17 protein-coding genes and 1 pseudogene are annotated in these 13,444 nt (G+C 28.2%); 5 read left to right on the top strand and 13 right to left on the bottom strand.

Annotated elements, in window-relative coordinates:
* Positions 1 to 39: 39 nt before the first annotated feature.
* Positions 40 to 312, top strand: a complete 273-nt coding sequence (locus tag TEGL_RS08985; protein ID WP_018591144.1) for a hypothetical protein — start codon at positions 40 to 42, stop codon at positions 310 to 312.
* A gap of 46 nt (positions 313 to 358) precedes the next feature.
* On the opposite strand, the pseudogene TEGL_RS08980 reads toward TEGL_RS08985, so the two are convergent.
* Positions 359 to 1,966: pseudogene (locus TEGL_RS08980) on the bottom strand (Na/Pi cotransporter family protein).
* A gap of 369 nt (positions 1,967 to 2,335) precedes the next feature.
* Between TEGL_RS08980 and TEGL_RS08975 the strand changes: the two are divergent.
* Positions 2,336 to 2,527, top strand: a complete 192-nt coding sequence (locus TEGL_RS08975) for a hypothetical protein (protein WP_018591146.1) — start codon at positions 2,336 to 2,338, stop codon at positions 2,525 to 2,527.
* 90 nt (positions 2,528 to 2,617) lie between these two features.
* Positions 2,618 to 2,809: a DUF2992 family protein gene (locus TEGL_RS08970; RefSeq protein WP_018591147.1), complete on the top strand. Its 192-nt coding sequence runs from the start codon at positions 2,618 to 2,620 to the stop codon at positions 2,807 to 2,809.
* A 107-nt stretch (positions 2,810 to 2,916) separates the two neighbouring features.
* Here TEGL_RS08970 and moaA read toward each other — a convergent pair whose 3' ends face one another.
* From moaA to TEGL_RS08950, 4 genes are all read right to left on the bottom strand, one after another.
* Entirely contained in the window at positions 2,917 to 3,828 is a 912-nt protein-coding gene (moaA, locus tag TEGL_RS08965; protein WP_018591148.1) for a GTP 3',8-cyclase MoaA, read from the bottom strand.
* Positions 3,829 to 3,947: 119 nt separating this feature from the next.
* Positions 3,948 to 4,088: a hypothetical protein gene (locus TEGL_RS08960; protein ID WP_018591149.1), complete on the bottom strand. Its 141-nt coding sequence runs from the start codon at positions 4,086 to 4,088 to the stop codon at positions 3,948 to 3,950.
* A 20-nt stretch (positions 4,089 to 4,108) separates the two neighbouring features.
* Entirely contained in the window at positions 4,109 to 4,426 is a 318-nt protein-coding gene (locus tag TEGL_RS08955) for a YbjQ family protein (RefSeq protein ID WP_018591150.1), read from the bottom strand.
* 87 nt (positions 4,427 to 4,513) lie between these two features.
* A complete protein-coding gene (locus TEGL_RS08950; protein WP_051082137.1) occupies positions 4,514 to 5,860 on the bottom strand; it encodes a sodium-dependent transporter in 1,347 nt (448 codons plus the stop codon).
* A 173-nt stretch (positions 5,861 to 6,033) separates the two neighbouring features.
* Here TEGL_RS08950 and TEGL_RS08945 point away from each other — a divergent pair, with 173 nt between their 5' ends.
* Positions 6,034 to 6,999, top strand: coding sequence for a DMT family transporter (locus TEGL_RS08945; RefSeq protein ID WP_018591152.1), 966 nt, complete (start codon positions 6,034 to 6,036; stop codon positions 6,997 to 6,999).
* Positions 7,000 to 7,100: 101 nt separating this feature from the next.
* On the opposite strand, the gene TEGL_RS08940 is transcribed toward TEGL_RS08945, so the two are convergent.
* The 3 genes from TEGL_RS08940 to TEGL_RS08930 all read right to left on the bottom strand — a co-directional run bounded on the left by TEGL_RS08940 (position 7,101) and on the right by TEGL_RS08930 (position 9,660).
* A complete protein-coding gene (locus TEGL_RS08940) occupies positions 7,101 to 7,679 on the bottom strand; it encodes an HDIG domain-containing metalloprotein (RefSeq protein ID WP_018591153.1) in 579 nt (192 codons plus the stop codon).
* A 141-nt stretch (positions 7,680 to 7,820) separates the two neighbouring features.
* The gene (locus tag TEGL_RS08935) at positions 7,821 to 8,813 is read right to left on the bottom strand and encodes a peptidylprolyl isomerase (RefSeq protein ID WP_018591154.1); all 993 of its coding nucleotides are present in this window, start codon (positions 8,811 to 8,813) and stop codon (positions 7,821 to 7,823) included.
* The gene (locus tag TEGL_RS08930; protein ID WP_018591155.1) at positions 8,764 to 9,660 is read right to left on the bottom strand and encodes a polysaccharide deacetylase family protein; all 897 of its coding nucleotides are present in this window, start codon (positions 9,658 to 9,660) and stop codon (positions 8,764 to 8,766) included. Before TEGL_RS08930 ends, TEGL_RS08935 begins: the two co-directional genes overlap by 50 nt.
* 252 nt (positions 9,661 to 9,912) lie before the next feature.
* Between TEGL_RS08930 and TEGL_RS08925 the strand changes: the two genes are divergently transcribed.
* Positions 9,913 to 10,047 (top strand): hypothetical protein, encoded by a 135-nt coding sequence (locus TEGL_RS08925; RefSeq protein ID WP_018591156.1) that lies wholly within the window; start codon positions 9,913 to 9,915, stop codon positions 10,045 to 10,047.
* Positions 10,048 to 10,121: 74 nt separating this feature from the next.
* On the opposite strand, the gene hisIE is transcribed toward TEGL_RS08925, so the two are convergent.
* The 5 genes from hisIE to hisB are packed head-to-tail and all read right to left on the bottom strand — an operon-like array spanning position 10,122 to position 13,443.
* Positions 10,122 to 10,784, bottom strand: a complete 663-nt coding sequence (gene hisIE / locus TEGL_RS08920; protein ID WP_018591157.1) for a bifunctional phosphoribosyl-AMP cyclohydrolase/phosphoribosyl-ATP diphosphatase HisIE — start codon at positions 10,782 to 10,784, stop codon at positions 10,122 to 10,124.
* Between the two features lie 16 nt (positions 10,785 to 10,800).
* Entirely contained in the window at positions 10,801 to 11,559 is a 759-nt protein-coding gene (gene hisF, locus TEGL_RS08915) for an imidazole glycerol phosphate synthase subunit HisF (protein ID WP_018591158.1), read from the bottom strand.
* Positions 11,553 to 12,263: a 1-(5-phosphoribosyl)-5-[(5-phosphoribosylamino)methylideneamino]imidazole-4-carboxamide isomerase gene (hisA, locus tag TEGL_RS08910; protein WP_018591159.1), complete on the bottom strand. Its 711-nt coding sequence runs from the start codon at positions 12,261 to 12,263 to the stop codon at positions 11,553 to 11,555. Before hisA ends, hisF begins: the two co-directional genes overlap by 7 nt.
* Positions 12,260 to 12,865 carry an imidazole glycerol phosphate synthase subunit HisH gene (hisH, locus tag TEGL_RS08905; protein ID WP_018591160.1) on the bottom strand — a complete coding sequence of 202 codons (606 nt, stop codon included), beginning with the start codon at positions 12,863 to 12,865 and terminating at the stop codon, positions 12,260 to 12,262. Before hisH ends, hisA begins: the two co-directional genes overlap by 4 nt.
* Positions 12,865 to 13,443, bottom strand: coding sequence for an imidazoleglycerol-phosphate dehydratase HisB (gene hisB / locus TEGL_RS08900; protein WP_018591161.1), 579 nt, complete (start codon positions 13,441 to 13,443; stop codon positions 12,865 to 12,867). The genes hisH and hisB overlap by 1 nt, the downstream gene beginning before the upstream one ends.
* Position 13,444: the final 1 nt, after the last annotated feature.

Genomic DNA, 13,444 nt, shown 5'->3' with positions numbered 1-13,444 from the left:
TAGATAGATAAAGGTTTTCTATATAAAAGGAGGATAAATATGGCATCTACCATAAAAAACTATAATGATAGATTAGTTATCATAAATATAAACTCTCATACAGGTGATAAGGTTAAACTAAATTTACCTGTGGAGTTTGTAAAAAAACTAATAAAAAACAATGCCTTGAATTTTTTTATATTTGAGGAAGAAATAGTTGATACACAAAAAATGATAAAATCTCTTTTAGACTCTTTTAATTACAACCTAACAGGAGAAATTCTTAATTTAGAAAGATATAATGGTGATTTAATAAAAATTAAAATTCAATAAATTAATCCAGTAAATAAAAAAGTTGTCTCCTAAGAGACAACTTTTTTTAGTTTGCTTCAACTTGATTAGCTATATTACATGCATGATCTGATACTCTTTCTAAATTTGTTAATAAATCTAAGAATAGTACTCCAGAATCAATTGTACATTTTCCTTCATTTAATCTTTCCATATGAGTTTTCTTGTAAAGTTTATTAAGAGCATCTACTTCGTCTTCTACTTTATAAATTTCAGCTACACCATTTTTATTATTTTCTGCTAAACAATTTAATGAAGCTTTGAAGTTTTCTTGCGCTTTAGTGTATATGTTAGTCATTTCTTCAATAGCATTTTTAGAGAATTCTAAGTCTTTATCTATGGCTATTTTAGATAATTCAGATATATTTTCAGCATGGTCAGATACTCTTTCAATATCATTAACTGTGTTGAATAATAAGTCAACCTTACTTCTTTCATCATCACTTAATGATGATTTAGATAGTTTTAGTAAATAATTTAATATTTCTTTTTGTAATATGTTTACAGTCTCTTCATGTTTTTCTGTTTTTTGAATAGAATCTGTTGATTTATTTAATAAAGAATCTATAGAGGATTCTAGTGCATAGTTTGCTTTTTCACCCATTCTTAGAACTTCTTTTACTGTATTTCCAAGAGCTATAGATGGAGTTTGAAGTATTCTTTCATCTAAATATTTAGTTTTAACTGATGCTTAACTTTCCTCTTCAGTTATTGGCATAAGTTTTAATACTATTTTTACTATATATTTTGCAAATGGTAATAAGATTAATACATTTACTACGTTGAATATAGTATGTGCATTTGCTATTTGTCTAGCTGCATCATTTGGATCTAAATACTGAACAACCATGCTTATTGGTTTACCTAATATTAACATAAATATTATTGTTCCTATCACGTTAAAGGTTAAGTGCATTATTGCTGCACGTTTAGCATTTCTAGATGCACCTATACTTGATAATAATGAAGTAACACAAGTTCCTATATTGTCTCCATATAATATTGGAAGTGCTGCACTAAGTGGTATTAAACCTTGTGATGCTAGAGCTATAAGCATACCCATAGATGCTGAAGAGCTTTGTATTATCCCTGTTATTGCAAATCCTGCAAGAATTCCTAGAACTGGATGTTTACCAAAGTAAATGAATGCATCTCTAAATCCTTGGTATTCAGCTAAAGGTTTAACAGCATCTTTCATAAATTCCATACCTGTAAATAAAATACCAAATCCTAAAAGTATAGTTGCTAATTCTTTAGTTTTTTGTTTTTTACTAAATAAATATAGTATTATACCTATTCCAAGTGCAATTGGTGCTATTGATTCTAATTTAAATGATACCAATTGAGCTGTAACAGTTGTTCCTATATTAGCTCCCATTATTACACCTATTGCTTGGCTTAAAGTCATAATACCAGCATTAACAAAACCAACAACCATAACTGTTGATGCTGATGAACTTTGTATAATTCCTGTTACTACTGTTCCTACTAGAACACCCATAACCACATTGCTAGTTAACTTTTCAACTATTTTTTTTAATTTTTCTCCTGCTGCTTTTTGTAAACCTTCTGCCATTAAATTCATTCCATATAAGAATAAACCTAAGCCACCTAATAGACTTATTGCTATTTCCAAAATAATTTCCTCCTTAAGTTATATCTAGTGATTATTATCTGCTTTTATGTACAATTTTATCTTGTCATACATATTTAACAATTATTTTTGCCATTTAACAAATATTTAATAAACATTTAAGTTCCTATGAAATAATAATACATTTTTTGACTTATTTGGTTAAGGAAAGGTTAAATAATTGTTAAGAAAATGTTAAATTATATATCAACACTTTAAACACAGTGTTATTTTTTACAACTGAAATGAAATTATTATATTATTTTTCTATTATTTCTTCTTACATATCCCTACTAATTTATTTAATAAAGTTTAATCTTAAATTATTAGATTAGTAAAATATTGGGTATCTATTTTTTAGGAGGTGATTTTGTGGAAGAAATAATGAAACTAATAAATAGAAAGTTTTTAAAAGATAATGAGTTATTGTATTTGGAAGATCATGATTTAGTTAAGTCTTGTGAATTTTTGAAGCCACATAATGCCCATTATAAAGAGTATTTAGTAATAATCGATAATAATGGTAAAGATGAAGAATATATTGTGTGCTGTAAGTTCATATAGTTTTCTAAAAATTATCTCCTTTTGTCATAGTCAAATCACATTATGAATAATTATATATAAATCAATTGATAAACTTTAGGAGGTATGTGAATGAAGGAAGTATGTGCAGATTTGACTGTTTACTTTCAAGAGCCTTATTGGGTAGGAGAATACAAACGCATTTCAGAAGAAAAAATTGAAACAAGTAAAGTATTTTTTGACTATGAACCATTAATTCATCAAGTGTATAATTATTATTTAAAAAATTGGAATAAACTTAATTTTACCATATCTTATGAATAAATAAATAAATGTATGTAAAAATAGCTAGACTTACTTTATTTGAAATAATAATCTAGCTATTTTTATATTGAGTTTTTCATTGCAATATTTGCATCTCCTAGTAAACATTAAACTAATGTATGATTTCTTGGTTTTTCTTTAAGTATGTCTTTTATTACCTCTTTAAACATTATTGGTTTATGTAAAAAATCTCTCAAATCAATTTCTTCATCTGCATAAAGACAAAGTCTTACAAATCCATCATTAGTAATAATCATTTTATTGCACTTTTCACAAAAACAATCACTAATTGGTGAAATAATTCCCACTCGTCCTTTTGACTTCTCCATCTTATAATATATCACATTATGATCTTCCTCAAAACCTGATATATTAATATCTTCAAGATTTTCCATCAATTCTTTCGTATTAACATAGCTTAAATCATAAAGTCTTTTACTGCTACCCCATGGTGTAAGTTCTACAAACCTAACATCCACATTATTGTATTTTGTCAGTCTAATAAAGTCATATACTTCATCTGTATTAAATTCATCTATAAGTACACAATTAATTTTAACTGGCAATTTAAGTCTTATACATGTATTTAAAGCATTTAACACTTCTGTTAAACTACCACCTCTAGTTACTGCATTATATTTATATTCTTTTAGAGAATCAATACTTAAATTTACCCTATCAAGACCGCTATTTTTTAATTCCAATGCTTTTTCACTGAAATGTTGACCATTTGTTGTAATAGAAATATCATCTATATTACACTCATGTTTAGCAAAATAAATTAAATCCTTTAAATAAGGATATAAAAGAGGCTCTCCTCCTATAAATTTTATTTTATTTACACCAAGTTCTTTAAAGTTTTTTATTATAAACTTATAATCGTCAAAACTTAGTATATTATTAACATATTCTTCTTCAACTACCTCATCTTCATCCTTACAATAAACACACCTTAAGTTACATTTATCTGTAAGAGAAATTTTTAGATAGTTTATTTCTCTTGAATAGCTGTCTTTCATCTAGTTACCCTCTTTGCTTATAATTTTCCTCTTTAATTATATAATATTACTTAAAGCAAATTAATTCAAATATTTTCATGAAAAATAGCATAAAAATATAAATTTTTATGCCATAAGTCTTAATATTTATCGTATTTATCTAAATTTTCTTCTTTTTTCTCTTTTTGTCTCTCAATAATTTTCATAATAAGTAGAATTATGGAGCCAATTATCATTACTCCATAAAATAATACAAATATACTAGAAATAATCCTATCCATAAATATACTCTCCTTATGAATTACTCCTCTATTAAAACTGCAGTTCCATAAGCTATTACTTCACTAGCACCAGTCATAATTGCTGAAGTGCCTATTTTCATACCTATAATAGCATTTGCCCCCATATCTTCAGCTTTTTCTACCATTCTTCCTATGGCAATTTTTCTAGCCTCTTCCATCATTTCTTGATAAGCTTTTATTTCTCCACCAACTAAAGTTTTAAAACTAGCTCCTATATCTTTTCCTATATTTTTTGTTCTAACTGTGCTTGCTGATACAAATCCATAAACTTCTTTTATTTCTTTTCCTGGTACGTCATTAGTTGTAGTTATTATCATTTTTTATCCTCCTTATAATCACTTTTAATTTAATTATAGCAATTTATCCATTTTTTCACATTCAAATATTGTTTTGAATTAAAAATATTATCCTATTCCTCCAAGTAGAATTCCTGCAATAAATACTATTAACGTTAAAAATACATATACATATTTGGCCATAGGATTAAACCAAGAACCAAGTAGCTTTTTAGAACCACTTTCAATTTCTGATTTTGCCTTATCAATACCAATTACCCAGAAAAACATTATTGCTGCTATAAATGCTCCAAGAGGTATTATGTATATTGATACAAAGTCCATCCACTTTCCTAATATATCTCCATTTTCCACAAATAACCCAAATAGAAATGCCAGGAAACAAACAAGTATTACAGAGAGTTTTCTACTTAATTTTAAATTGCTTTGTATTGCTTCTATTGGTACTTCTAATAAGTTCATTAGAGATGTTATAGATGCAAATAAAACTGATATAAAAAATACAATAGCAAATATCCTTCCAAAAGGCATTAACTTAAATACTGATGGCAGTGTTATAAAAAGTAATGGTGGCCCTGCAGTTGGATCTAAATTAAAGGCAAATACTGCTGGAATAATTACAAGCCCTGCAGTTAAAGCTGCTAAAGTATCAAATATAACTGTATTCTTTGCTGAGTTTGGTATGTCTATATCTCTTTTTAAATAACTTCCATATACTATCATTCCAGACCCTGCTATGGATAATGAGAAAAATGCCTGACCTAAAGCATATATCCAAGTTTTTGGTTGAGATAAATACTCCCATTTTGGAACAAATAAATAATTTATTCCATCCATTGCTCCATCTAACATCAAAACTCTTATCAAAAGTATTAAAAATAAAATATAAAATGTTGGCATCATAATTTTATTTACTTTTTCTATTCCATTTGAAACACCAAGTAATAAAATTAAAGCTGTAATAAGTAAGGCTAAAAAGTGCCAAACTACACTTCCAAAAGGTCCTGCAATAGCCCCAAAATACGCTCCTGAATCTACAACATTTAGAGCTTCTCCAGAAATACTTCCTACTAAAAATTTTATAAACCACCCTACTACAACAGCATATCCAACAGCTATACCAAAAGCACCCAGTACTGGTATAACTCCAAATATGCCTCCACCTTTTTTATCTTTTGTTTCTAATGCTTTTTTAAATGAACCTATTGGCCCGCTTTGAGTCATTCTTCCAAAGGCGAACTCTCCCATAAGTCCTGTGCACCCTAGTAAAACTATAAACAAAATATAAGGTATTAAAAAAGCAGCTCCTCCAAATTGACCAACTCTATATGGAAACATCCATATATTTCCCATTCCTACAGCTGAACCAATACATGCTAATATAAATCCTGCTTTTGAGGTAAAAAGATCCCTACTTTCATTTTGCCTTTTCACATTATTATCAGACACAATCATCTCCCCCTTTGATATTTTCTGTTATAATTATATGAATTTTTTCATTTCAAATTATATCATTTAGATAATTCTATCATAAAAGGAAATCATTAACCATAATTTAACATGTAGGTTTCATGCACAGTTGAATATTTATTATTAAAGTACTACTCTTATAATTGGAGGTGGGTAACATGAAAAAGGGCTATTTATATATAGCTATAGCAACAATTTTATTTAGTTCTATGGAAATAATGTTAAAAACTATTTCTCAAAGTTTTAATCCCATACAACTAACTTTTGAAAGATTTTTTATTGGGGGATTAATATTATTGCCCTTTGCAATTAAATCACTTAAATCCAAGGATGAATTCGTTAATAAAGAAGATATAAAACAATTTCTATTTTTAGGCTTTATGTGTGTTGTTGTCAGCATGATTTTTTATCAACTTGCTGTAAATTATACAAAAGCTTCTGTTGTTGCAGTTATTTTTAGCTGTAATCCTGTTTTCGTAATGATATTTGCTTATATGTTTTTAAAAGAAGTAATCCACTCGCATAATGTCCTATCCCTTATTCTAGAAATTATGGGTATAATAATTATTATTAATCCCTTATCAATTAAATTATCATCTATTGGATTAACCTTAACACTTCTAGCAGCTATTACCTTTGCTTTGTATGGAGTCTTAGGCAAGAAAAGTACGAGTAAATTTGGAGGAGAGGTTGTAACTTGTTTTAGCTTTATTTTAGGAAGTATAGAAATGCTTATTTTAATATTAATAGGTCATATTCCTTCTGTTTCACATCTTTTAACTTCATTTAGACTAGATAATTTTGCCAATGTACCTTTATTTACTGGATATAATATGGATAATATTTTATCTGTAATTTATGTTTATGTTTTTGTAACAGGTCTTGGATATGCTTCTTATTTTAAGTCCATGGAAGAAACTTCAGCTAATACTGCATCTTTAGTATTTTTCTTTAAACCTGTTCTCTCTCCTATACTAGCTTTTATTTTTATAAAAGAATTCATTCCTATGAATATGATTGTGGGAATTGTATTTATAGTTGTTGGTTCTATTTTTACAATTATATGTAATATGTCATTGGAGAAAAAGTTATTAGCTAATGATGAGGAAATAAATTCAAATTAGTAAAAAATTCTCTTTACTCATGTCGCCAACGGCTTAGACCGTTGCCTAATTCGCAAAGTTGAAAATAAAAAAAGTATAAGCGTAACGCTTATACTTTTATATTATAAATTAACAGCTTCCCCTACAAGTCCTATTTCTTTAGCCACTGATTTCATTCCTTCTATTGTTTCTTCTATAACTTCTTCTAAAGGTTTATCTAACATTTCACATCCATTTTTTATAACTTCTCTATTTACACCTGCAGCAAAGCCACTAGATTTAAATTTTTTCTTAACTGATTTTACCCCTAAATCTAATACGCTCTTTGATGGTCTCATAATGGCTGTAGCATTTATAAGACCTGTTAGCTCATCAATTGTATATAATACCTTCTCCATGTTGCTTTCTGGCTTTACATCACAAACTAGACCATATCCATGACTAACAACAGATCGTATTAATTCTTCGTCTAAATCTTTTTCTCTCATTATTTCTATTACTTTTTTACAATGCTCATCTGGATATTTTTCATAATCTAGATCATGTAATAATCCTACTATTCCCCATTTTTCAGGATCTTCATTATAAAGATTAGCAAAATGTCTCATAACACCTTCTACTGCAAGGGCATGATTAATTAAGTGCTCATCTTGGTTATACTCCCTTAGTATATTCCATGCTTCTTCTCTTGTTGGATACATATATTATACTCCTCCTATGATTAATATTATCTTATATTATTGTATCACCAATTAATACCATTTAATCTAAGATATTATAAATTATTCCAATTTTCTCAAAATTTTAAACAATATCTATCATATAAAAATAACAATCACTTATTAAGTGATTGTTATTTTTCCATTTTTATATAATGAGTCTATATGCTTTGTATATTTTTCATTTAATATTTTAGCTTTTATATCATCTTTACTATCTTCAAATGATTTTGTAACAGTCCTCTTATCAGTCACTTTTACAATGTGATATCCATAAGGTGTTTCAATAAGGTTTGAAACTTGATTTGTATCTAATTTAAATACCTCTTTAGTAAATTCAATATTTTTACCACTCTTAGTAAAGTACCCTAAATCTCCACCATCTTTTCCTGAATTTTTGTCATCAGAATATTCTTTTGCTAAAGTAGCAAAGTCTTCATTATTTTTTATTTTATCTAAAATATTTTGAGCCTTTTCTTTTAGCTTTTCTTTTTCTTCTTTACTAACTTCTTTATTGTCTTTATCTAAAGTAGATATTAAAATTTGGCTTGCTTTTACTTCTTCAACATTAAATTGATCTTTGTGATTATTGTAGTAAGCTTCCATTTCCTTATCAGAAACCTTAATATCTTTTATAAAGTTCTCTTTGTATTTTGCCACAATTAAGTCTTTTTTAATTTGTTCCTTTAAAAAGTCTTCTGTAACACCAGATGCTTCTAGTTTTTCTTTGTAAAGTGGGTTTGTATTTAAAGTTTCTTTTAATTGTTCAAACTTTTCATTTACTTCACTATCTTCTACTTTAATGTTTTGCTTTTGTGCTTCTTGATAAGCCACTTCATTATCTATAATAAATGATAATACATCATTGTTTATTTCATCGCTATTTTTATCTTTTTTTTCTATATATCCTGTTACACATAAAAGTTCTTCTATCTTTTTATAATTGTCTTTACTTATATCCACATCATTAACTTTTGCTACGTTTTTATTCCCGCATGCTACCATATTTATAGAGATTAAAATTGTTAATCCCATAAGAGCTATTTTTTTCAATTTTTTACCTCCATTATTTCTCTGACTTGAATAATTTACCATTCCAATAATTTCTTTGTTCATCACTTTGTTTTATTGGTAATATTTCAAATCCTTCTTTTTTGAAGTGCTGAATCATTTCATCTAACACTGCTACTGTTTGCTTTCTTTCGTGCATTAATAAGACTGCATCATCAGTATCATTTGTATGTTTTATAACAGATTGAATTATCTGTGGAGAAGTTGATCTCCAATCTTCTGTATCTAGTGTCCAGTCCCATAACTTGTATCCAGCATCCATAAGAGCACTGTATGAACTTCTTGGTGTGTATGGTTTGCTACCAAATGGAAGTCTAATAACCTTTGATGTTTCTCCCGTTATTTCCTTGAATGTTTTTTGATTAGTATCGAATTCATTTTTTGCTGCTGTTGGTGATGTATATAATTTGTGAATGTCATGACTTACGCTGTGAAATCCTGCTGTATTTCCATTTTTGACTATATTTTTTACTTGCTCTGGATAAGCTTGCATATTTGAATTAATCATAAAAAATGTGGCTTTTACATTGTTTTTATTTAGTATTTTAATTATTTCATCTGTGTATTCTGATGGACCGTCATCAATTGTAAGATATACTACTTTTCCATAACTTTTCGATGGACCTTTTTCTATTTCCCTTGATCCGTTTAGTGCAATATCGGTTGTTGTTTCTCCTTGAAGCATAATATTTCTGCTCTTGGCACAGGCTAATACTTCTTTACTGTTTAGTTTCACAATAGAAACTACACCTACACATATAACAATAGCAACAATACCTGCTATAACTTTTGTTTTATTTTTATTGTGCCTTATATAATCCAAAACGTGTTTTATTGTTTTCAAAATTTTTTCTTTTGACTTTTCTTTAAATGTTAAATCTTCTTTTTTCATTTTCAAAATCCCCCAAATTTCTTACATTTTTCGCAATACAAACTACTACACTTCTTCATAAATTCTAATCCAAACAATACTACAGCGTCAATACTATTGTCTTCCAACATAATGGTGGAAGTCAATAAAAAAATTGAATCAAAATTGTTACATCTATTTTGTAATACCATTTTTTGTTTGTTATTTTTGCGAATATTTTTTCTTATAACGAGCATCATATTACTGAAATTAATTAATAAAGGAGATTTGAAAATGGCTAAAAAATCAAACGAAAAAAGTAAAATGGTAGACAAAAAGAACAACAAAATGGAAGACAAAAAAGCTAACAAAATGACAGACAAAGTCAATGTTAACGACGAATGCAACGATTGTTCTAATTGCAAATAAAAATTAAAACAACATAAGTAACAAAGGCAAGCACACATATATTTCTATAATTGTGTGCTTGCTTTTTCTAAATTTTAATGATTTCTACCACTTAATTCATTTTTTATATCTTCAATTGTTATATTCGAATTTACCATTAATACTAAAACATGATAAGCCAAGTCGCTTATTTCATAAATCATTTCATTTTTATTTTCGTTTTTGGCTCCAATAATTACTTCTGCACTTTCTTCTCCTACTTTTTTAAGTATTTTATCTAAACCTTTATCAAATAAATAATTTGTATAAGAGCCTTCTTTTGGATTATTCTTTCTATCTTCTATTAGTTTATATAATCTTTGCAACAATTCAGTTTTTGAAACTTCTTTATCACAAAATATTTCATTAAAGAAGCAAGAATAATTTCCTGTATGACAGGCTACACCTTTTTGCTTAACAATTAGTAGTATGGTGTCTTTGTCACAGTCATAATAAAATCCTACCACCTGTTGAGTGTTTTCTGAGGTTTCTCCCTTTGTCCAAAGTTTTTCTCTACTTCTGCTAAAGTAAGTGGCTTTTTTGTCAGTTAAGGTTTTTTTCATAGATTCTTTGTTCATATATGCGAGCATTAATACTTCCTTAGTATGCACATCTTGTACAACTACTGGAATTAAACCTTTTTCATCAAATTTTAAAGTATTGATAAAATCTAAGTCAATTTCTTTTTTTATATTTTTTTCAATCAAATTGTCTCTCATTATTTCATCTCCTAATTCAAAATCTCACTTCTATTCCCTCTTTTTTCATGTACGTTTTCAATTCCATGATTTTTATTTCTCCAAAGTGAAATACAGATGCAGCCAATACACCATCACAGTTGGCTTTTTTTATTGCTTTGCAGAAATCTTCCATTTTTCCTGCGCCTCCAGAAGCTATAACTGGAACATTAACAGCTTCTGTTATTTTTGATAATAATTCTATATCATATCCCTTTTTCATTCCATCTTCATCAATACTGTTTACAACTATTTCTCCAGCTCCAAGATTTACTACTTTTTTTGCCCATTCAACAGCATCTAAATTAGTTTTTTCTCTTCCACCTTTTACGTATACATCCCAAGAACCTTCATTATTTTTCTTTACATCCATGGATAAAACTACGCACTGGTTTCCAAATTTCTCTGCAGCTTCTTTTATAATATTTGGACTTTTTACAGCAGCAGAGTTTACAGAAACTTTATCTGCTCCGTTTCTAAGGATGCTAGTGAAATCATCTATAGATGAAACACCACCTCCCACACAAAATGGTATGAATAAGTTTTCAGCAACTTTTGAAACAAACTCTAGTGAAGTCTTTCTATCTTCATTTGAAGCCGTTATATCGTAAAATACAAGTTCATCGGCTCCACTATCGCTATAATATTTTCCTAGAACTTCTGGAGAGTCTACATCTTTTATATCTTCAAACTTTTTTCCCTTAACTACTCTTCCATTTCTAACATCAAGACATGGTATGATTCTTTTTGTTAACATAAGCTTAAAGCCTCCTCCAGTTCTATTTTATTTTCATAAAGAGATTTGCCTATTATAGCTCCATATAAATTCATTAGATTTAATTTTTTCACATCTTCTAAAGTCGTAACTCCACCAGAAGCTATAATATCTAAACTTGTTTCTTTAGATAGTTTTTCATATATATTAAAGTTTGGTCCAATCATCATTCCATCTTTTGAAATATCCGTATAAACTATGGTTTTCACACCTATTTCTTCTAATTCCTTACATAGGTCAATTGAGTCCAAACTACTTACTTCTTCCCACCCTTCAATGGCAACTTTTCCATTTTTAGCATCTATTGATACCACAATTTTTTCTTTGTATTTTTTTACCAAATCTTTCAATAGCTCTTTATTTTTTACTGCCATGCTTCCAATTATTACTCTGTTAACACCCATATCTAAAAGATCTTCTATTCTTTTTTCATCTCTAACGCCTCCACCAATTTGTATAGGAATTTTTACACTTTGTATTATTTTTTTTATGCTGTCATCATTTATATTACCTTCTCTCCTTGCTCCATTTAGAGACACAATATGAATAAATTCAGCTCCTTTTTCTTCCCATTTTTTAGCCATTTGACTTGGATCATCACCATAAATATTCACTTTATTGAAATCACCTTGCAATAGTCTTACACATTTATTATCTTTTATGTCTATAGCAGGAAAAATTATCATCCAATAATCAACTCCTTATATGCCTTTAATATGTTTTCTCCAACTTCACCACTTTTTTCTGGATGAAATTGAAGTCCATAAACATTTTCTTTTCTAACTATTCCTGGGATCTTTTTTTCATATTCTGCAAATGCTATTAATTCTTTGTTTGATGAATTTGCAAAATAAGAGTGTACAAAGTAAACATAAGAATCTTCATATATATATTTTAGTATTTCATCATCTTTTTCAAATCTCAAATTATTCCAACCCATATGAGGAACCTTTAAGTCAATATCAAGAAAATCTACTTCTCCTTCAATTAAGCCTAAACCTTCATGTTCTCCATATTCATAACTTTTTTCATAAAGTAGCTGCATACCTAAACAAATACCTACCATATATTTTCCACTTTTTACAAAATCTTTAATAGGCTGAACTAAATCCAAATCATTTAATGCATTTATGGCATCTCTATAAGCTCCAACACCTGGAAGAATAAGAGAATCTGCATTTTTTATTTCATCTAAATTTCTAGATATTTTTGTTTCAATTCCTGCTCTAGCAAAACCCCTACTAACTGAACCTAAATTGCCTAGACCATAGTCAACTATTATATTCATTATAAAACTCCTTTCGAAGAAGAAATATCACCAGATACAACTTCACTTCCTTCTTTTAAAGCCCTTGCAAAAGATTTAAATACTGCCTCAATTTTATGGTGGTCATTTTCTCCATAAAGAAGGTTTATGTGAAGAGTTATTCTACTTTCATTTACAAAAGCTCTAAAAAATTCCTTAAACATTTGAGTTGACATATTTCCTATTTTTTCACTTTGGAAATTCACATTAAAAACTAAATAAGGTCTATTACTTATATCTAAACTTGCATAAGCCAAAGATTCATCCATTGGTATATATACAGTTGAATATCTTCTAATTCCTACTTTTTCTCCTAGGGCATCTTTAAATGATTGCCCTAAACAAATTCCTAAGTCTTCAATAGTATGATGATCATCCACCTGTAAATCTCCACTGCATTTTACAATTAAATCGAACTTACTGTGAAAAGTAAAAAGAGTTAGCATATGATCTAAAAATCCTATTCCTGTATCTATATCAGCTTTTCCACTACCATCAAGATTTATTTTTCCCTTTACCTTTGTTTCCAGCGTATTTCTTTCTACAAAACCCCTTCTCATA

Origin of the sequence: Terrisporobacter glycolicus ATCC 14880 = DSM 1288 (genome assembly GCF_036812735.1) — a bacterium.
In the GTDB taxonomy this organism is placed as follows: domain Bacteria; phylum Bacillota; class Clostridia; order Peptostreptococcales; family Peptostreptococcaceae; genus Terrisporobacter; species Terrisporobacter glycolicus.
Note: the sequence above shows the minus strand (reverse complement) of the source record. Positions and strands in the feature narration are given on the sequence as shown.